The organism is Saccharothrix texasensis, from assembly GCF_003752005.1.
In the GTDB taxonomy this organism is placed as follows: domain Bacteria; phylum Actinomycetota; class Actinomycetes; order Mycobacteriales; family Pseudonocardiaceae; genus Actinosynnema; species Actinosynnema texasense.
In genome coordinates, this window is record NZ_RJKM01000001.1 from 1,605,345 (window position 1) to 1,624,588 (window position 19,244).

The 19,244-nt window shown below is 74.1% G+C and carries 19 protein-coding genes; 2 read left to right on the plus strand and 17 right to left on the minus strand.

What is annotated here, in order from left to right; genetic code table 11:
- Positions 1 to 3 precede the first annotated feature (3 nt).
- The 17 genes from EDD40_RS05905 to EDD40_RS41470 all read right to left on the minus strand — a co-directional run bounded on the left by EDD40_RS05905 (position 4) and on the right by EDD40_RS41470 (position 17,069).
- A complete protein-coding gene (locus EDD40_RS05905; protein WP_123741980.1) occupies positions 4 to 210 on the minus strand; it encodes an acyl-CoA carboxylase epsilon subunit in 207 nt (68 codons plus the stop codon).
- A gap of 112 nt (positions 211 to 322) precedes the next feature.
- Positions 323 to 1,894: an acyl-CoA carboxylase subunit beta gene (locus EDD40_RS05910; protein WP_123741981.1), complete on the minus strand. Its 1,572-nt coding sequence runs from the start codon at positions 1,892 to 1,894 to the stop codon at positions 323 to 325.
- A 13-nt stretch (positions 1,895 to 1,907) separates the two neighbouring features.
- The gene (locus EDD40_RS44285) at positions 1,908 to 3,827 is read right to left on the minus strand and encodes an SDR family oxidoreductase (RefSeq protein WP_123741982.1); all 1,920 of its coding nucleotides are present in this window, start codon (positions 3,825 to 3,827) and stop codon (positions 1,908 to 1,910) included.
- Between the two features lie 4 nt (positions 3,828 to 3,831).
- The gene (locus EDD40_RS05920) at positions 3,832 to 4,776 is read right to left on the minus strand and encodes an aromatase/cyclase (protein ID WP_123741983.1); all 945 of its coding nucleotides are present in this window, start codon (positions 4,774 to 4,776) and stop codon (positions 3,832 to 3,834) included.
- Between the two features lie 41 nt (positions 4,777 to 4,817).
- Positions 4,818 to 5,600, minus strand: a complete 783-nt coding sequence (fabG, locus tag EDD40_RS05925) for a 3-oxoacyl-ACP reductase FabG (RefSeq protein WP_123741984.1) — start codon at positions 5,598 to 5,600, stop codon at positions 4,818 to 4,820.
- Between the two features lie 15 nt (positions 5,601 to 5,615).
- A complete protein-coding gene (locus EDD40_RS05930) occupies positions 5,616 to 5,879 on the minus strand; it encodes an acyl carrier protein (protein WP_123741985.1) in 264 nt (87 codons plus the stop codon).
- Between the two features lie 21 nt (positions 5,880 to 5,900).
- Entirely contained in the window at positions 5,901 to 7,115 is a 1,215-nt protein-coding gene (locus EDD40_RS05935; RefSeq protein WP_123741986.1) for a ketosynthase chain-length factor, read from the minus strand.
- Positions 7,112 to 8,383: a beta-ketoacyl-[acyl-carrier-protein] synthase family protein gene (locus tag EDD40_RS05940; protein WP_123741987.1), complete on the minus strand. Its 1,272-nt coding sequence runs from the start codon at positions 8,381 to 8,383 to the stop codon at positions 7,112 to 7,114. The genes EDD40_RS05935 and EDD40_RS05940 overlap by 4 nt, the downstream gene beginning before the upstream one ends.
- The gene (locus tag EDD40_RS05945; RefSeq protein ID WP_123741988.1) at positions 8,380 to 8,706 is read right to left on the minus strand and encodes a TcmI family type II polyketide cyclase; all 327 of its coding nucleotides are present in this window, start codon (positions 8,704 to 8,706) and stop codon (positions 8,380 to 8,382) included. The genes EDD40_RS05940 and EDD40_RS05945 overlap by 4 nt, the downstream gene beginning before the upstream one ends.
- 16 nt (positions 8,707 to 8,722) lie before the next feature.
- The gene (locus EDD40_RS05950; protein WP_123741989.1) at positions 8,723 to 10,174 is read right to left on the minus strand and encodes an FAD-dependent monooxygenase; all 1,452 of its coding nucleotides are present in this window, start codon (positions 10,172 to 10,174) and stop codon (positions 8,723 to 8,725) included.
- Positions 10,175 to 10,200: 26 nt separating this feature from the next.
- Positions 10,201 to 11,940: an acetyl/propionyl/methylcrotonyl-CoA carboxylase subunit alpha gene (locus EDD40_RS05955; protein ID WP_123741990.1), complete on the minus strand. Its 1,740-nt coding sequence runs from the start codon at positions 11,938 to 11,940 to the stop codon at positions 10,201 to 10,203.
- A 91-nt stretch (positions 11,941 to 12,031) separates the two neighbouring features.
- Entirely contained in the window at positions 12,032 to 12,466 is a 435-nt protein-coding gene (locus tag EDD40_RS05960; protein WP_123741991.1) for a MarR family winged helix-turn-helix transcriptional regulator, read from the minus strand.
- A 25-nt stretch (positions 12,467 to 12,491) separates the two neighbouring features.
- Positions 12,492 to 12,986 (minus strand): nuclear transport factor 2 family protein, encoded by a 495-nt coding sequence (locus tag EDD40_RS05965; protein ID WP_123741992.1) that lies wholly within the window; start codon positions 12,984 to 12,986, stop codon positions 12,492 to 12,494.
- A 244-nt stretch (positions 12,987 to 13,230) separates the two neighbouring features.
- Positions 13,231 to 14,412 (minus strand): helix-turn-helix domain-containing protein, encoded by a 1,182-nt coding sequence (locus EDD40_RS05970; RefSeq protein ID WP_170184965.1) that lies wholly within the window; start codon positions 14,410 to 14,412, stop codon positions 13,231 to 13,233.
- 329 nt (positions 14,413 to 14,741) lie between these two features.
- Positions 14,742 to 15,887: a thiopeptide maturation pyridine synthase gene (locus EDD40_RS05975; protein WP_170184966.1), complete on the minus strand. Its 1,146-nt coding sequence runs from the start codon at positions 15,885 to 15,887 to the stop codon at positions 14,742 to 14,744.
- On the minus strand, positions 15,884 to 16,858 hold the full coding sequence (locus EDD40_RS05980) for a thiopeptide-type bacteriocin biosynthesis protein (protein ID WP_123741995.1): 975 nt from the start codon (positions 16,856 to 16,858) through the stop codon (positions 15,884 to 15,886). The genes EDD40_RS05975 and EDD40_RS05980 overlap by 4 nt, the downstream gene beginning before the upstream one ends.
- A gap of 46 nt (positions 16,859 to 16,904) precedes the next feature.
- Positions 16,905 to 17,069, minus strand: a complete 165-nt coding sequence (locus EDD40_RS41470) for a hypothetical protein (RefSeq protein ID WP_170184967.1) — start codon at positions 17,067 to 17,069, stop codon at positions 16,905 to 16,907.
- 347 nt (positions 17,070 to 17,416) lie between these two features.
- On the opposite strand from EDD40_RS41470, the gene EDD40_RS05985 reads away from it, so the two are divergent.
- Together EDD40_RS05985 and EDD40_RS05995 are read left to right on the plus strand one after the other, a co-directional pair.
- On the plus strand, positions 17,417 to 17,929 hold the full coding sequence (locus tag EDD40_RS05985; protein WP_123741996.1) for a flavin reductase family protein: 513 nt from the start codon (positions 17,417 to 17,419) through the stop codon (positions 17,927 to 17,929).
- A gap of 563 nt (positions 17,930 to 18,492) precedes the next feature.
- Entirely contained in the window at positions 18,493 to 19,134 is a 642-nt protein-coding gene (locus EDD40_RS05995; RefSeq protein ID WP_123741998.1) for an SDR family NAD(P)-dependent oxidoreductase, read from the plus strand.
- The last annotated feature ends 110 nt before the right edge of the window (positions 19,135 to 19,244 follow it).

Genomic DNA, 19,244 nt, shown 5'->3' on the forward strand with positions numbered 1-19,244 from the left:
GGGTCAGTTCCGCCAGGTGCGCGCGCCCGCGAAGCCCGCGACGCGCTCGGGCCTGCGCCACCGCGCCGACCGCCGTGGCACCTCTTCCGACACGACGACGACCGCCGCCCGCAACCGCAGGACGGCCGCCAACGCCGCCAGCTCCACCGGGTCGGGATCGCCCTTCTCCACGCGCAGCAGCAGTGCGGGGAGCGGGTCGGACTCGCTCATCGCGCCACCTCCGGGTTGGGCTCGCGCTCGCGCACGGCAGCTGGTCGGCGAGCGGTGTCCGGCCCGGCGAGCCGTATCGCACCCACCACCGGGAACCGCCGGTCCGCGGCCGTCATTGCGGCGGGTTGCCGTGCTTGCGGCGCGGCAGGTCGGCGTCTTTGGCCTCCAGCATCGCGAAAGCGCGGATCAGCACTTCGCGCGTTCGGCGCGGGTCGATCACGTCGTCCACCAGGCCGCGCTCGGCCGCGTAGAACGGGTGCGCCAGCTCGCCGCGGTACCGGTCGATCATCTCCTGCCTGGTGCGCGCGGGATCCGAGGACGCGGCGATCTCCCGGCGGAACACGACGTCCGCCGCCGCGTCCGCGCCCATCACCGCGATCTCGTTGGTGGGCCAGGCGTAGGCGAGGTCCGCGCCGATCGACCGCGAGTCCATCACGATGTACGCGCCGCCGTAAGCCTTCCGCAGCACCACGGACACCCGGGGCACGGTCGCGTTGCAGAACGCGTACAGCAGCTTCGCCCCGCGCCGGATGATGCCGTCGTGCTCCTGGCCCACCCCCGGCAGGAAACCGGGCACGTCCACCAGCGTCAGCAACGGGATGTTGAACGAGTCGCAGAACTGGACGAACCGCGCGCCCTTCTCGCTGGCCCGGATGTCCAGCACCCCGGCGAGCACGGCCGGTTGGCTGGCCACGATCCCGACCAGCTGCCCGTCCAACCGGGCGAACGCGCACACGAGGTTCGGCGCCCACAGCGCGTGCACCTCGAAGTGGTGGCCGTCGTCGACGATCTCCTCGATCACGTCCCGCACGTCGTAGGACCGCGCGCCGTCCACCGGCACCACGTCGAGCAGCCCGTCGCCACGCCGGTCCACCGGGTCGTCACCGCGCACCACGGGCGGCAGCTCGCGGTTGTTGGCGGGCAGCATGGACAGCAGCAGCCGGACGTCGGCCAGGCAGCTCTCCTCGTCGTCGTAGACGAAGTGCGCCACCCCGGACGTGCCGCCGTGCACCTCCGCGCCGCCCAGCCCTTCCATGGATATCTCTTCGCCGGTCACCGTGCGCACCACGTCCGGCCCGGTGATGAACATCTGCGAGATGCCCCGCACCATGAACGCGAAGTCGGTCAACGCGGGCGAGTACGCGGCCCCACCGGCGCACGGCCCGAGCATCACGCTGATCTGCGGGATCACCCCGGACGCGCGCACGTTGCGCTGGAAGATGCCGCCGTAGCCCGCGAGCGCGGACACCCCCTCCTGGATGCGGGCGCCCGCGCCGTCGTTCAACGACACCAGCGGCGCGCCCGCCGCGATGGCCAGGTCCATCACCTTGTGGATCTTCTGGGCGTGGGCCTCGCCGAGCGCGCCGCCGAACGCGCGGAAGTCGTGCGCGTAGACGAACACGCGCCTGCCCTCGACCGCGCCCCAGCCGGCGACCACCCCGTCGCCGTGCGGGCGCTTGGCCTCCAGCCCGAACCCGGTGGCCCGGTGCCTGCGCAGCGGCTCCACCTCGGTGAAGCTGCCCTTGTCCAGCAACAGCTCGATCCGCTCGTGCGCGGTCAGCTTGCCCTTCGCGTGCTGCCGTTCGGTGGCACGCGGGTCGACGCCGACCCTGCCCAGCTCCTTCACCGCGGCCAACTCGTCGATCCGGTCGACGTGGGTCCCCGGTTCGCGGACTGTCGTCATGCTTCCCCCGATCTCAACCCAGCAGGGTGCCGCCGCTGGCGTCGATGAACGCGCCGGTGATCCAGCGCGCGTCCTCCGTGGCCAGGAACGCCACCACGTTCGCGACGTCGTCCGCCTTCGCGACCTGCTTGAACGCCGACAGCTGCGACATCGCCTCGACGGCCTCCGGGATGTCGAACACGGGGCTGCCGTTGTCGGTGATGCCCGGCGCCACGGTGTTCACCGTGATGCGGCGCGCCGCGAGGTGGCGGGCCATGTGCAGCGACAGCTGCTCGAGCGCGCCCTTGCTCATCGAGTACGCCAGCTGCTCCGGGTTGGCGACCCTCGTGACGCCGGACGAGATGTTGATGATCCGCCCGCCGTCGGCCAACGACGACGACGCGCGCTGCACGATGAAGAACGGCGCCTTGGCGTTGACCGCCATCAGCCGGTCGAAGTCCTCCGGCGTGACGTCCTCCGGCGCGAGCCCCGCCGCGGTCTGCGCCGCCGCGTTGTTCACCACGATGTCCAACGTCGTGGCGCCCGTGCGCTCGCGAAGTCCCCGCTCCAGGCCGAGGAACAGCTCGTGCACGTCGCCGGGCACGCCCAGCTCCGCCCGCACCGCGAACGCGCGCCCGCCGTCCTTCTCGATGAGCGCGACGGTCTCGGCCGCGGCCTCGTCGTTGCTCGCGTAGTGGACGGCGACCAGCGCGCCCTCCTCGGCCAGCCGCTGCGCGGTGGCCCGTCCGATGCCCCGGCTGGCGCCGGTGACCAGCGCGGTCTTGCCGTCGAGCTTGCCCATCGTGGTCCCCTCCTGAGGTGTGTCCTGTGGTGCGTGCGGCGTGCCCAGGCCGCTGACCATCCCGGCGAGGTGCGCCTGCACGGCGTCGAAGCGCATGAGCTCGCCGAAGACCTCGCGCAGCGGCTCCACCTCGGGGCCGCCGAGCAGCAGCAGCGCCTGCGCCTGGATGTTGGTCAGCGTCCGGGCGCCCGCGGCGTGCCGGACGGCGTCGTAGTGCTCCAGCGGTCCGTCGTCGCCGCCCGCGAGCCGGGCCGACAGCCGGTGCCCGAGCTCGGCGGCGTCCTGGAGGCCGAGGTTGAGCGCCTGGCCGCCGACCGGCATCTGCCGGTGCGCGGCGTCGCCCGCGAGCAGCACCCGGCCCCGCCGGTAGGTCGCGGCCTGCCGGCGGGTGTTGCCGAACGCGTTGAGCCACCTGGGTCGCCCGCCGCCGATGTCCTCGCCGGTGACCGCCGCCCACGCCTCGACCACCTCGGCGAACGTCGGCGCGCCGGTGCGCGGCACGGGCGTGGAGCCGAACACGTGCACCATGACGCGGGTGCTGCCGTCGGGCCAGCGGTGGGCGGTGGCCAGGCCGTTCGGGTGCCGTTCGAACCGCCGGTCCGGGAGGTCGACGCCCTCGACGTCGGCCCGCAGCATCTCCAGCGTGGCGTCCCGGCCGGGGAAGTCGAACCCGGCGAGCACCCGCACGGCGCTCTCCTCGCCGTCGCAGCCGACCAGGTAGGCGGCGGTGATCCGGTCTCCACCGGCCACCGCGACGACGTGGTCGTCGAGTTCGACGAGGTCGGTCAGCTCCCGGCCGCGCAGCACCCGCGCGCCCAGCCGGGCCGCGCGCTCGCCCAGCACCTTCTCCAGGGCGGCCTGCGGGCACTTCCACTGCCCGGCGAAGCGGTGGCCCGGGTCGGCCGCGGTCAGGTCGAGCCGCAGGCCGCCGAAGTGGCCGGGGCCGCCCGGCGGCAGCCCGCCGAGCGCCTCCAGCACGCCCCGCTCGGCCAGCACGTCCATGGTGCGGGCGTGCAGGGTCGAGGCGCGGGACTCGGTGGTGGGCTCGGTCAGCCGCTCCAGCACGGTGACCCGCGCGCCGCCCGCGCACAGGTCGCCCGCGAGCAGCAGGCCGACCGGGCCCGCCCCCACCACGACGACGTCGGTGTCCATCCCGTCAGCGCCGCTGTTCCGCGTAGGCCTTGGCGTGGCCGAGCGTCGCCCGGCTGTTGTTGCCCAGCGCGTCCCGGACGAACGCCCTCGCCTCGGCCACGCCCGCGTCCGGTCCGAGCACCTTGGCGATGTTGTCCGCGTTGATCACCACGGTGTGCTGGGAGGACGCCGTGGTGACGCCGTTCTCGTCCTCCTCGAACGTCCAGTAGCCGGTGTGCAGGGTCATCAGCGCGGGCAGGGTGGTCTGCTTGTAGGCGATCTTGTGGTGCGGGAAGCAGACCCGGACCGACTCGGTGGTGTGCGAGGAGCCGTCCTTGGTGAGCGTCTCCATCCGCAGCACCTGCAAGCCCGGCGTGTCCTCGGTCAGCACCACCGACGCCACGTGCGGCAGGCGCTCGGTCCACCGGCCGGCGTCGTTGACGAAGTCGTAGACGTCCTTGGCCGCGCCGTCGACCGTGACGGTGTCCACGAAGGACAGGGTCAGCTCGGCGGTGCGGGTGGCCAGCTCGACGTTGGCCTTCAACGACGGCAGCTCGGCCTTGCTGTTGCGGTCCACCGCCTCGTCGATCCAGGCCAGCCCCTCGGGGTCGTCGTCGATCGCGCGGTAGCTGTGCAGCAGGCGCAACCGGGTCTGGTCGCCCTGCGGCTCGACGACCCAGGTGCCGCTCATCTCCGCCACCGGCGGCGACGACACCTCCTGCGCGAACGTGATGCGCAGGTTGTCCGGGTCGAGCTCCCGGCGCGAGGTCCAGTTCTTCGGCTCGCCGTTGGCCGTGGCCCAGATCCGGATGCGCTCGTGGTGGCCGTCGCGCTCCACGTAGTCCACGTACACCGAGGGCGGGAACAGCCTCGGCCAGTTCTCCACCTCGGCGAGCATGCGGTAGACGTCCGCGGGCGGCGCCTGCACGGTGATCTCGTGCTCGACCTCGCGGACCGGGAAGCCGGTCATGGGTGTCCCCTCAGGTTGGTGTCGTCCGGGGTGGGTGCTGCTCAGAAGTTGCCCAGGCCGCCGCAGACGTTCAGCGCCTGCGCGGTGATCGAGCCGGCCGGGTCGGAGGCCAGGTAGCCGACCAGGCCGGCCACCTCCTCGGGCGTGGAGTACCGGCCGAGCGGGATCTTGGCGGTGAACTTCTCCATGATCGCCTCCTCGGTGGTGCCGTACGCCGCCGCGTAGCCCTGCCGGACCCGTTGCGCCATCGGCGTTTCCACGTAGCCGGGGCAGACTGCGTTGACCGTGATGCCGGTCGGCGCGAGCTCGTTGCCCAGGGCCTTGGTGAACCCGACGACGCCGTGCTTGGACGCCGAGTACGGCGCGCCGAGCACCACGCCCTGCTTGCCCGCCGTGGAGGCGATGTTGATGATCCGGCCGCGGTCCTTGCCGCGCATGCCGCCGGTGGTGAGCACCTCGCGGGTGACCAGGAAGACGCTGGTGAGGTTGGTGGCGATGACGTCGAGCCACAGGTCGTCCTCGATGTCGGCGGTCACGCCGCCGCCGCTGCGGCCGGCGTTGTTCACCAGCACGTCGATCGGGCCGTAGCGGTCCACGGCGGCCTGCACGACGCGCCGGATGTCGGCCTTCTCGCGCACGTCGCCGGTCGTGCCGTCCACGTCGAGACCCTCGTCCTGGAGGTCCTTGACGGTGCGCAGCAGCGCGTCCTCGCCGCGTGCGCACAGGAAGACCCGGTGGCCCTGCTCGGCGAGCAGCCGCGCGGTCGCCAGGCCGATGCCGCTCGTCGCGCCGGTGACCAGCGCGACCTTTCCGTTCCCGGTCATGGGTTTCCTTCCGGTTCAGACCGCTCGGGCGGCGAGGTGGGAGTTGACGAGGTCGACCAGCGCGCCGGGTGTGCGCGCGTCGGCCAGCGCGTCCTCGTCGAGGGAGATGCCGTACTCGCGTTCGATGCGGCTGCCGGTCTCCAGCAGCGCCAGCGACTCGTAGCCCAGCTCCTCGAAGTCGCTCCCGGCGATGTCGCCGTCGAGGTCGACGGCCTCGTCGGCGCCGGCGCCCTCGCGGAGGATGCGCTTCAGGTCTTCGATGGTGAACTCGACGGACATGGGTGGTTCCTCTCGGCAGTCTCAGGTCGGTTCGGGCGCGCGGACGACCACCGCGGAGTTGAACCCGCCGTGCCCGCGGGCGATCACCAGCGCGGCCCTCAGGTCCGCGCGGCGCGGCGCGCCGGTCACCAGGTCCAGCTCGTAGCGCTCGGACGGGCGGGTGTTGACCGTCGGCGGGATCACGCCGTCGCGCAGCGAGAGCAGCGCGGCGGCCAGGTCCAGCGGCGCGGCCCCGGAGTACAGCCGGCCCGTCCCGGTCTTCGGCGCGGTCACCGGCACGCCGCGCGGGCCGAAGACCTTGGTGATGGCCTCCGCCTCGGCCCGGTCCAGCTCGGGCACGGCGGCGGCGTCGGCGAACACCACGCCGATCTCCTCGGCCACGGCGCCCGCGTCCGCCAGCGCGCGGTGGATCGCCTTCTGCAACGTCGGCGCGCGGTCGCGGCCGGGCGCCGGGTCCATCGTGGACGCGTGGCCGGCGACCTCGCCGTAGACGTGCGCGCCGCGGGCGGTGGCGTGCTCCCGGTCCTCCAGCACCAGCAGCGCGCCGCCCTCGCCCGGCACGTGCCCCGCGGCGTCGTCGTCGAACGGCAGGTAGGCGCGGCGCGGGTCGTCGTGCTCGCTGAGCCGGCCGCTGGTCAGCTGCGCGACCCAGCCCCACGGGCAGATCGACGCGTCGACCGCGCCCGCCAGCACCACCGACGTGCCGTTGCGGATCTGGCGGCGGGCCTGCGCCACCGCGTCCAGGCCGCCCGCCTGGTCGCTCACCACCACGCTGCTCGGGCCGCGCAGCCCGTTGCGGATGGAGATCTGGCCGCTGTTCACCGCGTAGAACCAGGCGAACGACTGGTAGGCGCTGACGTACTGGCCGCCCTTGCTCCACAACGCCCGCAGCTCGTTCTGGCCGAACTCGAACCCGCCGGAGTGGCTGGCGGTGATCACGCCGATGTCGTAGTCGGCCAGCGCGGACGGCACCAGCCGCGCGTCGGCGAACGCCCAGTCGGCGGCCACCAGCGCGAGCCTGGTCATCCGGTCGGTCTGCGGCAGCAGCCTGCCCGGCAGGTGGTCCTCGGCGACGAAGTCGCGGATCTCGCCCGCCAGCCGGGCCGGGTAGCCCGACGGGTCGAACCGGGAGATCCGGTCCAGCGCGCCGGCGCCGGCCAGGGTGTTGGCCCAGTAGGCGTCGACGCCGAGCCCGGTCGGCGCGGCCACGCCGAGGCCCGTCACCACGACGCTCACGGCCGCACCCGCCCCGGGTCGGCCAGCACCACGGCGCTCTGGAAGCCGCCGAAGCCGCTGCCCACCGACAGCACCGCGTCGGTCCGCCAGTCGCGGGCCACCAGCGGCACGTAGTCCAGGTCGCACTCCGGGTCCGGGCGGTGCAGGTTCGCCGTCGGCGGCACCACGTCGTGCTGCATGGCCAGCACCGAGGCGGCGACCTCGATCGAGCCGATCGCGCCGAGCGAGTGGCCGACCATGGACTTGATCGAGCTGACCGGCACGCGGTAGGCGTGCTCGCCCAGGCTGCGCTTGAACGCCGCCGTCTCGTGCCGGTCGTTCTGCCGGGTGCCCGAGCCGTGCGCGTTGACGTAGTCGATGTCCTCCGGGTTGAGCCGCGCCTGCGCCAGCGCGACCCGGATGGCCTCGGCCATCTCCCGGCCGTCCGGCTTGAGCCCGGTCATGTGGAACGCGTTGGACCGGGTCGCGTACCCGGCGACCTCGGCGTACACCGTCGCGCCGCGGGCGCGGGCGCTTTCCAGCTCCTCCAGCACGAACACCGCCGCGCCCTCGCCGAGCACGAACCCGTTGCGGCTCGCGTCGAACGGCCGCGAGGCGTGCTCGGGGTCGTCGTTGCGCGGCGTGGTGGCCTTGATCGCGTCGAAGCAGGCCACCGTGATCGGCGAGATCGGCGCGTCGGTGGCGCCCGCGACCATCACGTCCGCCGAGCCCTCGCGGATGACGTCGGTGGCGTAGCCGATCGCGTCCAGGCCCGACGTGCAGCCGGTGGAGACGACCGTGCTCGGCCCTTCCGCGCCGACCGCCCAGGCGACCTCGGTCGCGAACGAGCTGGGCGCCAGGTAGTTGTAGAGGTGCGGCACGGCGTAGCGGTGGTCGACCAGTTCCAGCCGGCCGCCGTCGCTGACCGTCCGGTACTCCTGGTCCAGGCCCATCGTCGCGCCGACCGCGCTGCCGATGGTCACGCCGACCCGGTCCGGGTCGATCGAGGAGAACTCGAGCCCGCTGTCCTCCACGGCCTGGCGGGCGGTGACGACGGCGAACTGCGCGGCCCGGTCCATGCGCCGGATCTCCTGCGGCCCGAGGCCGTGCAGCTCGGCGTCGAAGTCGACCTCCGCCGCCACCTGGGAGCGGAACGGCGACGGGTCGAAGAACGAGATGCGGCGGGTGGCGGTGCGGCCCGCGGTCAGCAGGTCCCAGAAGTTCTTCACGCCCGGTGAGCCGGGGGCGGTGACGCCGACCCCGGTGATCACCACTCGACGGTTGGTCACGGTGTGCTCCAGTGGTAGAACCGGCTCGCCATCGCGTCCGCGGGCGAGCGCCACGTCTTCGGGTCGTAGGCCTCGATGAACGGCTTCAGGTCTTCGCTGATCCGGACGAAGCGCGGGTCGTCCTTGGCGTCCTCGATGCGCCCGCCGCCGTTGTCGTCGTCGAAGTCCTGGAGGTGGAAGTACAGGCCGCGGTAGTGGAAGAGCTGCCGACGGCGGGTGCCCATGCGGCCCGGCATGTCGCTGCGGTCGAACTCGCGGAACAGCGACGCGACGTCTCCCGCGGAACCCGGGTCCATCCGTGCCACGATCAAGGTGCTGTGCATTGGCCCTCCTCCTGCGTCAGCCGGCCGGCCCGAACCAGCGGTCCAGGGCCGTCGGCAGGTCGTGGTGGCTGCCCGGCGCGGCCCAGGCCACGTGGCCGTCGGGCCGGACGAGGACCGCCGTGGTCCCGCCGGGCAGGTCGTCGGCCGCGGTCGCGGTGACGACGTCGATCCGGTCGGCCCAGGGAGCCGCCCGTCGGCGCAGGACGGCGTTGTCCGCGAGGTCGAGCAGGACGCCCCGGCCCCGGCGCAGCAGCTCCGCGCCGCTCGTGCGGTGGTGGCCCCGGGTCAGGTCGAGGTGGGGCAACCGCAGGCCCAGCAACGGGTTCGCGCCGCCGCCGACGTCGTAGCGGATGTCCAGGCCGCTCACCCGCGCCGCGAGGTGGCGTTCCACCTCGGGGTGGCGGAGCAGTTCGGTGAACACCTCGCGCAGCGGCGCGACCTCCGCGCCGCCGAGGATGAACATGCTCTGCGCGCGGGTGTTCACCAGCAGTTGGCGGCCGACCTCGTGCCGCTCGGCGTGGTAGGTGTCCACCAGGGACAGCGGGGCGGTGCCGTTGACCACGGCGGCGAGCTTCCACCCCAGGTTCACCGCGTCCTGGATGCCGGTGTTCATGCCCTGGCCGCCCGCCGGCAGGTGCACGTGGGCGGCGTCGCCCGCGAGCAGCACGCGGCCCCGGCGGTACTCGGTGACCTGGCGGGCCGCGTCGCCGAACGCGCTCACCCACACCGGCTCGGCGTGCGAGATGTCGGTGTCGGTGAGCCGTTTCCACACCTCCGCGACCTCGGCGAACGGTGGCGGTCCGCTGCGGCGGCGCGGCGGTGTGCCGCGCTCGCCGACGATGACGCGGGTGGTGCCGTCGGGCAGGCGGGCGGTCATCACCATACCGCCGGGCACCTGCTCGCCGATCATGCGCGGCTCGATGTCGATGCCGCGCAGGTCGGCCATGAGCAGCTCGGTCGTCGCGTCCGTGCCGGGGAAGTCGAACCCGGCCAGCTTGCGCACGGTGCTGCGGCCGCCGTCGCACCCGACGAGGTAACGGGTCCGCAGCGTCTCCGAGGTGCCGCGCACGTGCACGGTGACCCCGTCGGCGTCCTCCTCGAACCCGACCAGCTCGACGCCGCGCCGGACGTCCGCGCCCAGCTGGCGCACCCAGCTCTCCAGCACGGCCTCGGTGCGGTGCTGCGGCACCGTCTTCGCCGACTCCCGCGCCGCGCCGAGCACGCCGAGGTCCAGCGGGATGCCGCCGAAGTGCCCGAACGTGCCGGTCGCGATCCCGCCGAACCGCGGCAGCAGGCCCCGCTGGTCGAACACCTCCATCGTGCGGATGGTGAACCCGATGCCGCGCGACTCGCCGGTGCGCTCGGGCAGCCGTTCGAGCACGACCACGTCGACGCCCGCCAACCTCAGCTCGCCGGCCAGCATGAGCCCGGCGGGCCCCGCGCCCACGACCACGACCGATGCGTACACAGTCCCCTCCCCTGGGGTGGACGGCTTCATTCGGAGACCCGGCAGACGACGGCGCCGGCGGCGACCGCGTCGCCCGGTTTCGCGGTGAGGCCGCGCACGACCCCGGCGCGGTGGGCGAGCAGCGGCTGCTCCATCTTCATCGCCTCGACGACCAGGACCAGGTCGCCCTCGCCGACCCGCTGGCCCTCCTCGACGGCGACCTTCACGGCGGTGCCCTGCATGGGCGACACCAGTTCGTCGCCCGTCGCGGCGGTCTTGCGGGCCGACGCGCGCGGCTTGCGGACCGCCGTGGCGACCGGACCGCGCGCCACGGGCGCCAACGACGGCAGTGAGACCTCCAGGCGGCGGCTGCCGACCTCGACCACCACCGTCTCGCGCGGCGCGGCGGCGGGCCCGTCGTGCGGCTCGCCGTCGTAGGGCGGCACCCGGTTGTCGAACTCGGTCTCGATCCACCGGGTGTGCACCGCGAACGGCTCACCCGCGAACGCCGGGTCGTCCACCACCGCCCGGTGGAACGGCAGCGTGGTGGGCACGCCGTCGACCCGGAACTCGGCCAGCGCGCGGGCCGCCCGCCGCAGCGCCTGCTCGCGGGTCGCCCCGGTGACGATCAGCTTGGCCAGCAGCGAGTCCCACGCGGGGCGCACCACCGTGCCGGCCTCCACGCCGGAGTCCAGCCGCACGCCCGGCCCGGACGGCGGGTCGAAGCGCGTCACCTCGCCCGGCGCGGGCAGGAAGCCCCGCCCCGGGTCCTCGCTGTTGAGGCGGAACTCCAGGGAGTGCCCGCGCGGCGCGGGGTCCACGTCGTCGAGCCGCTCGCCGCGCGCGACCCGGAACATCTCCCGCACCAGGTCGACGCCCGCGACCTCCTCGGTCACCGGGTGCTCCACCTGCAACCGGGTGTTGACCTCCAGGAACGACAGCGTGCCGTCCCGGGCGAGGAGGAACTCGCACGTGCCCGCGCCGACGTACCCGGCGTGCGCCAGGATCGCCTTGGACGCCCGGCGCAGCTCGGCGTCCTGCGCCTCGGTGAGGAACGGCGCGGGCGCCTCCTCGACCAGCTTCTGGTGCCGGCGCTGCACCGAGCAGTCCCGGGTGGAGACGACCACGACGGTGCCGTGCCGGTCGGCCAGGCACTGCGTCTCCACGTGCCGCGGCCGGTCCAGGTAGCGCTCGACGAAGCACTCGCCGCGCCCGAACGCGGCGGTCGCCTCCCGCACCGCCGACTCGAACAGCTCGGGGATCTCCTCGCGGGTCCGGGCCACCTTCAGGCCGCGGCCACCGCCGCCGAACGCCGCCTTGATCGCGATCGGCAGCCCGTGCGCGTCGGCGAACGCGAGCACGTCCGCCGGTCCGGCCACCGGCGCCGGTGTCCCCGCGACCAGCGGCGCGCCCACCTCGCGGGCGATGCGCCGGGCCTCGACCTTGTCGCCGAGCGCGCGGATCGCGGCCGGCGGGGGCCCGATCCAGGTCAACCCGGCGTCCAGGACGGCCTGGGCGAACCCCGCGTTCTCCGACAGGAAGCCGTACCCGGGGTGCAGGGCGTCCGCGCCGGAGTCCCGGGCGGCGGCGAGCACCTTGTCGACGTCGAGGTAGCTCGTCGCCGGGGTGTCGCCGCCCAGCGCGAACGCCTCGTCGGCCAGGCGCACGTGCGGCGCGTCCCGGTCGGGGTCGGCGTACACCGCCACGCTTTCCAACCCTTCGTCGCGGCATGCGCGGACGACGCGCACCGCGATCTCGCCACGATTGGCGATCAGCACTTTCCGCACGGCAGGACCCCCATCCCCGTTACGAACCACGACCGTGCCCGGGCAGCATTCAGCCACCCACGAAAGAATTGCGGAGCATTCGACCGGACGGTCAGCGCGAGCCGTTGTCGCGCATGTTCTCGGCTATCCGCCGCAGCACGTCGTTGGCCGCGAGGAACTCCTCCTGCGTGATGCCGCGCAACTGTTTGTCGGCGTGCGCGTTGACCAGCACCTCGGCGCGCGCGTGCGCCTCGACGCCCGCCTCGGTCGGGGTGACCGCGTCACCGCGCAGCTCGACCCAGCCGCGGGCGGCGAAATCCTCGACGACCGGCCGGTAGGACCGTTCGCGGTCGGCGACCAGGAACGGCTCGAACGCCTCGTCGAGCTCCGGGACCGTGCCGACGCCGATGGCGACGGCGTGCAGCACCTGCCACTGGCGCCGGTTGAGCCCCACGTCCCGCAACGCGGCGGTGGTCGCGGCGTCGAACGCCTGGTGCAGCAGGAGCAGCCAGTAGCCGATGCGCTTGGTGGTGTTCTGCTGGAGCATGGACCCTCCCGTCGGGCGAACGCGGTCAGCGGCCGTGGCCGCGGTCGTGCGGGATCACCCAGTACGGCGTGAGCGTGATCCGGTCGAACAGCCAGCGGCCGTCCACCAGCGCGTACGAGTCGGTGAACTTGCCCGCGACCAGGTACGTCTCCCGGTCGAAGACGACCTTCTCCTCGAAGAAGCACACGCCGGTCGCCCGGTCGCCGTCGATCTCCACGTCGTGCCCGTGCACGAACTGCTTGACCAGCACCCCGGACGCGACCGGGTTGTCCGCGTCGATCCGACCGGGCAGCCCCGCGAAGTACGCCGCGATGGCGGCGCGGCCGTCGGCCCGGCCCACGTCGCCGTAGTCCAGGTGCGCGTCCTCGGTGAACAGCTCGCCGACGCTCCCCCACGCGTCGTCGTTGATCAGCCGGGGCAGGCGGTTGCGCAGCTCGTGCAGCGCGCGCGCTTGCTCCAACTCGTCGACGCGGGCGGCGAGCACCTTCACCTGGGTCGCCAGATCGGGTTCTTCGGCCATGGCTCGCGATACCCTTCGTCACATTCGTGAGGAGCGGAGCCGGTCCCCGACCACCACTTATCGACATTGTCGGTGGGGGGACACAACTCATTCATCCGAGATCGATGCTGGCACGGCCCCTTCGACACCGACAAGGGCGGCGACCGGATACTACGGTCGACCCGCAAAGTCCCGACCAATAATTTGTGACCCACGTCACCACCCTTTGTGTCCTCATGGGACACAGGACGGTCGGGGTAGTGCCTCAGGCGTCGTGCTCCAGTGCGGCGCGCAGCTCGTCGCGGCCGGTCACCCCGAGTTTTTCGTAGGTGTTGGAAAGGTGGAACTCGACCGTGCGCAGCGCCAGGAACAGTTTCGTCGCGATCTCTTTGTTCGAGTATCCTGCGACCACGAGCTCGGCGATCCGGGCCTGCTGGCGGGTCAGCGCCGGCCTGCGCGGCGGCGCGGCGACCGCGGCCAACGCGCGCTCGGCCAGCTGCACCCGGCGCGGGTTTCCGGTCTGCCGGGCCAGCGCGTGCGAGCAGTGCAGCCGTTGCCGGGCGGCCACCACGTCGCCGCGCGCGGCGAGCCGGATGCCCAGCTCGTACTGCGCCCGCGCCAGCTCGGGCCACGCCTGCGCCAGCTCCAGCAGCTGCCCGGCCTCGCTGAGGCGCTCGACCTCCTGGCCGTCGGCGTCCACGACGGCCAAGGCGCACAACGCCCGCCCGACCGTGCGGGACTCGCCCCACAGCACGGCGGCCTCGTACTCCTGCCGCGCGAGGGCCACGGCGAGTTCGTCCCGCCCGGCCGAGAACGCCGCCAGCGCCGCCTCGCTGCGCCACGGCGTCACCGCCGGGTTGGCCACGCCGCGCGCCATCAGCTCCCGACCGCACCCCAGGTACTGGGCCACCGCGAAACCCGGCCGGCCGTCCGCCATCGCCATCGCGCCGCGTGCGGCGAGCAGCACCGGGCGGCACGCGACGCCGGCGTCCAGCGCCTCGTCGAGCCGGTGCTCCCGGGCCAGCGCGCGGGCGGCGGTCACGTCGCCGCACTCCGCCAGCAGCTCCACCGCCCAGCCGGCGGCGACCAGGCGGGTCTCGAGCGGCGTGCCGGCCGACATCAGCGGCCCCAGCAGCGCGTGCGCGCGGTCCACGTCGCCGAACAGCCGTGCGATGCGCGCCTGGAGCAGCGCCACCACGCCGGAGACCTCCGGCCGGTCGGCGTTGAGCAGGCTGTGCGCGTCGGCGGTGACCAGCTCGCCGCCGTAGATCAACGTCGACAGCGCCCGCGCGACGCAGACCTCGCGGCTCCGACAGGCCTCGTCCTCCAACGCCTCTTCGGCGCAACGCATCGCGCCGACCCAGTCCCGCCCGACCACCAGCAGCCGCAACGCGCGATCGGCCGCGCACGGCTGTCCCGTGGCCGCGTCGACGTGCTCGACGGGCACGACCGCGCTCCGCCCCAACGGCAGGAAGGCTTCGAACAGCGGAGCGTCCCTGCTCCCCCGAGACCACGACCGATCTGCCGAATACCCCATTCCGGCCCCCTCGTGAACGTCCCCACAGCGCCGTCTCGCCCCGACGGCCCACCCACCGAAACCGGTCACGCTCGGTCAGAACACCCTGTACCCCACGGTAGGACCATCCCATTCCACTATCCAGCGGGATCCGCGCGGGGGCACGCCCGCGATCACCCCGGTCCAGTGAACACGAGCACTCTTCGACCGGCGGACGGACGCAGGCGACGGGGAGCGATCGGAGGCGGCGGCCGGCTCGGTCAGGCCACCGGGTCCGGGTGGCCGTCCCCGTAGGCCCGGATGGCGTCCGCGGCGGAGACGCCGTGGATCTCCTCCACCGCGTTGGCCGCCGCGTGGCAGGTGCGGAAGCGCTGGAACGGGGTCAGGCCGAGCCGGCTGATCTGCAGGTGGGTGCAGGTGAGCAGGAACCGGTAGCGGAGGAAGTCCGGGTGGCGGAGCACGGCCTCCCGGTAGGCGCGACTGCCGAGCATCAGCGCGTGCAGCGGGGCCGCCGGCCGGGTGGCGGGCCGGTCGGCGGGTGGTGCGGCCGGCGCCTCGGCGGGCGCCGGCGGGAAGACCAGGTCCCGCTCGATCAGCGGGCCGACGCGGCGGCCGTAGTCCTCGCACCGGGCGGCCCACCGGCGGGCGTACGGGGTGGTGCTCGCGCCGCCGCCCAGGGTGGCGAGCACGGCCCGCGTCCGGGAGATCAGGGCGCCGCGGTGCGACTCGTAGTGCGCGTCGAACGCCGCGCGGACGGCGTCCGGGTCGGCGCACGAGCAGAGGAAACCCTCGGCGTGGGAGCGGTAGGACGCGAAGCCCGACGTGCCGGGCGGGCCCGCGGCGACCGCGGTGGCCAGCACCAGCTCCAACGCCATCAGCTCCTTGGCGTCGACGCCCGCACGGGCCCGGTCGAGCATCCGGAACAGCAGGTTCGTGCTCTCGGAGGCGAACGAGGCCATCAGCTCGCCGGTCTGCGGGCTGCGGATCACGTGCGGCCGGGTGTCGTAGGGCTGCTCGTGGACGGAGTTGTCCGGGAACCACGGCAGCAGCGGCCCGCGCTCCTGCTCGCGGCGGGCCAGGAGGCGGTGCTGGGCCAGGTCGTGCTCGAAGTCGGGCTGCGTCGTGGACGGGTGCCGGGCCAGGTACTCGCCGACCACGGCCTCGATGCGCGGCCGGACCACCCGGGCCCACGTGTCCGGGTCCGTCTTGGCGAACAGGCGCAGGTGAGGGCCCTGCCGCCAGTGCCGGGCGAGGTAGAGGCCGGCGACCCGGGAGCGCAGGTGCTGGAAGACGGGGCGGACCGCGTCGAGGATGAGCCGGTCCTGGTCCGGGTCGTGGTAGTGCACGTGCAGGCTGTGCCAGGTGGTGAGGGTGTCCCGGCGGGCTTGTTCGGTCTCGACGGTCACAGCGGGGCCACCTCGTCGTGGTGTTCGGGGAGCTCGGACAGCGTCCGGGCGGTGAGGGCGCCCAGTCGCGCCTCCGTGGCCGCCGGGAGGCCGAGGCGGTTGCACAGCAGGTGCGCGCAGCGCAGGACCACGTGCGCGACCACCGGGTCGTCGGGGCGCAGCGCCCGCGCCAGGCCCGAGAACGGCGACAGCGCGTGCACCGGCGCGAAGTCGCCCCGCGCCCGCAGACCGCTCAGGGTCGCGTGCAGGGCGCGGACCGACCGCCACCACGTGGCGAGGACGTCGGCGCGCGCGAGGTCGGCGGGGTCGGACGACGCGCGCGCCCACAGCCGCCGGGTCTGCTCGCGCAGGTCGTCACGGCGGTCCGGGCGCGACGGCGACGGCAGCCGGGTGCGCACTGCGGCGAAGCGGGCGGCGGCCCGGTCCAGGTCGGGCTCGCACACCGCGAGGGCGAGCGTGAGCATGGCCAGCGCCGCGCCCGCCCGCCGGTCCGGGGGCGCGGCGAGGAGGTGGACGGCGACGCGGCTGGAGTCGGTGAAGTGCCGTTCCACCGCGCGCAACGCCCGGCCGTCGCCGTAGGCGCGGTGGTCCGGCTCGTAGGCGACGAACTCCACGGTGTCGACCTCCCGCAGCCGCCGGTCCCACCCGGTCAGGTGCTCGTCCTCGGCGCGGCGGCGGGCGACGGCCTCGTACTCGCCCTGTGACCAGCCGCCGGGCGGCGACGGGTGGTCGGCCAGGTGCCGGGCGCACGACCGCGCCACCGCCGACCGGACCTCCGCCGGCGCCTTGGCGAGCACCCGCAGCCGCACGTGCGGCCCGCCCTCCCAGCAGCGGAGGAAGAACCAGCCGCGGGCCCGGCCGGCCCGGGTCAGGTCCTCGCACACCGGCGCCATCGCCCCGGTGACGAGCAGGTCCTGGTCGCCGCGGTGGAAGACGTGCGCGCCGACCCAGTCGCGGACCGGTTCAGCCATGCGGTTCCTCCAGACTCGGCACCGGCGCGGGGTGGCGGCCCGCCGGTCAGAGGAGGGCTTCGAGTCCCCCGCCGCAACCGCACTCGCAGTCCGCGCCGAACTCCGTCAGCCCGTACCCCTGGGTCAGTTCTTCCGGCCCCACCGGGGGCGCGACACCGCTCACCTCGACCCGGAGGTCGTCCAGGCACGGCGCGGGCTTGGGCACGGTCACGGGATCACTTCCAGCGTCGGGGGTCGTCGTGGTGCGCGACCGGGTTCGCGGACACCTGGTCCAGTGCAGCACGGCCCATCCGGGATCCGCCGACAAATCACCCGTGCGGGTTGCCCGGGGTGCGGCGCCGCCAGCACTTCGCCGCGACGCCGGTGAAGGCCCTCCCACATCGTGAGCCTCCTTGGCCGTGCCGACGTCGGGTGCCAGCATCGGGGTGTGTCCCAGGCATCCACGCTCCGCACGCGCCGCCACGGCGGCCCCCGGTCGGCAGGCGAGCGCACGACCGCGACACCCGCCCCGGTCACCGCGCGCCCGGTGGACGGGCCACCCGCCCGCGGGGCCGGCCGGTGAGCGCCTCGACCGACCAGGCGCCGGGGGTGGACGTGCCGGAGTTCCGGCGGGTGTTCCGCCGCCACCCGGCGGGCGTCGTGGTCGTCACGGTCGACGCCGAGCGCGGTCCGGCCGGGTTCACCGCGACGTCGCTCACGTCGGTGTCCGCCGAACCGCCGGTGGTCTCCTTCGGGGTCTCGGCCGGGTCCTCCAGTTGGCCGCACGTGCGGACGGCGACGAGCGTCGTCGTCAACTTCCTGGGCGCGCACCAGGAGGACGTCGCCCGGCGCTTCGCCACGAGCGGCCTCGACCGGTTCGCCGCGCCGACCGGGTGGCGCCGCCTCGCGGGCGGCGAGCCGGTGCTCGACGACACGGCGGGCTGGCTGCGGGCCGAGGTCGAGGCGCTCATCCCGGTGGGCGACCACCACCTGGTGCTCGCCCGGGTGACCGCCACCGACCTGCGCGACGCCACCCCTCCCCTGCTCTACCACGACGGCCGCTACCACTCGGTGCGGGACGAACCCCGCTGACACCCCCTCGGCCGGTCCGGCGGCGTCGGCAGTGGCACGCCGTGGCCGGTCGCGCACGGGAAACCTCGCTCACACCGGCGGTGGTCGCCCGGTCGGGTCGGCAGGCCCCGGCGCCACCCATCCGGTCCGCCAGTCCGGTGTGGATAGTGCGCCGGCACGGGATGCCACCGCCTTCGGAACACCGGTCCGGGTGAACCTGGCGGTCTGCGTTGGCGGGGCCGCGCGGCGGCCGACAAGGCTGGGGGCGGACCGGGCCGGCGGTGGCGAAGGGTGGGCGTGCACAGTGCGGACGATCGCGAGGACCACTCCGCCGACCGCGGAGCACTCGCGGGCAGCGAGGCGGCGGTGGTCGCCGGCACCTCCGACCGGGCCGGTGACCGGACGGGTCACGACGGCGCCGGCGGACCTCGGCCCGGGTTGCCGCACCGGCGGCGGGGGCTGGTCGTCCACACCGGACGGACAGGGCCGGTGACCGGCCGCTCCACCCGCTTCCGGCGCTCCTGCCCGTTCGCCGCCGTCCCCGCGGACGCGGGCCCGGTCGAGTCACCGACGGAAGGCCACGCATGACCGACACCCGGCTCCGGCACGCCGTGGCCGGCCGGACGATCCTGCTCACCGGGACGTCCTGCGCCGTCACCGACGCCGCCGCGCGTCACCTGAGCCGTGCGGGCGCGCGGGTCCTGGTCGCCACCCACCCCGCGCACCGGTCGACCGGCGAGGTGTGGGTCTACCGCGCCGACCCGGCGGCGCCCGCCACCATGCGCGTGCTCGCCGAGCAGCTGCTCGACGAGCACGACCGCCTCGACATCGTGATCCACACCGCCGGCACACCGCCGAAGCAGCCGTCCGCGCGGAACTCCCGGCACCCGATCAACACGCACTACGTCGGCCCGACGACGCTCATCCGCGGCCTGCTGCCCGCGCTGCGCGACGACGGCTCGGCCCAGCTGATCAACGTCTCCCCCGCGCACCTCCGCCTGCCCCTGCCGGCCCGCTGGGGCGGCCACCGCGCGTCGAAGGCCGCGTTCGACACCTGGTTCCGCGGCCTGGCCCGGAAAGCGCGCGGCCGGGGCGTCACCACCACGAGCGTCTACACCGGACTGGTGGGGACCGACGTGGTCACGCTGATCTGCGACGCCATCACCCTGCGGCCGCGCCAGATCGCGCCCTGGTGGCTCAAGTCGGGCCGCGCCATCGGCCATTGAGCTGAAAGTCCCGAAACGAGACGTCGAATTCCCGACCCGGCCGACCGCGCCCGGCTAGCCCGAACAGCTCACCACGTCCGGTCGCGCGACCGCGCGGTCCTCGGTCCACC

Bases quoted from the DNA above. Each gene is read 5' to 3' on its own strand.
- EDD40_RS05910 (WP_123741981.1), bottom strand. From the start codon at position 1,894: ATGACGACAGTCCGCGAACCGGGGACCCACGTCGACCGGATCGACGAG.
- EDD40_RS05995 (WP_123741998.1), top strand. From the start codon at position 18,493: ATGACCGACACCCGGCTCCGGCACGCCGTGGCCGGCCGGACGATCCTG.
- EDD40_RS05945 (WP_123741988.1), bottom strand. From the start codon at position 8,706: ATGCACAGCACCTTGATCGTGGCACGGATGGACCCGGGTTCCGCGGGA.
- EDD40_RS05980 (WP_123741995.1), bottom strand. From the start codon at position 16,858: ATGGCTGAACCGGTCCGCGACTGGGTCGGCGCGCACGTCTTCCACCGC.
- EDD40_RS05965 (WP_123741992.1), bottom strand. From the start codon at position 12,986: ATGGCCGAAGAACCCGATCTGGCGACCCAGGTGAAGGTGCTCGCCGCC.
- EDD40_RS44285 (WP_123741982.1), bottom strand. From the start codon at position 3,827: ATGGACACCGACGTCGTCGTGGTGGGGGCGGGCCCGGTCGGCCTGCTG.
- EDD40_RS05930 (WP_123741985.1), bottom strand. From the start codon at position 5,879: ATGTCCGTCGAGTTCACCATCGAAGACCTGAAGCGCATCCTCCGCGAG.
- EDD40_RS05905 (WP_123741980.1), bottom strand. From the start codon at position 210: ATGAGCGAGTCCGACCCGCTCCCCGCACTGCTGCTGCGCGTGGAGAAG.
- fabG (WP_123741984.1), bottom strand. From the start codon at position 5,600: ATGACCGGGAACGGAAAGGTCGCGCTGGTCACCGGCGCGACGAGCGGC.
- EDD40_RS05960 (WP_123741991.1), bottom strand. From the start codon at position 12,466: ATGCTCCAGCAGAACACCACCAAGCGCATCGGCTACTGGCTGCTCCTG.
- EDD40_RS05920 (WP_123741983.1), bottom strand. From the start codon at position 4,776: ATGACCGGCTTCCCGGTCCGCGAGGTCGAGCACGAGATCACCGTGCAG.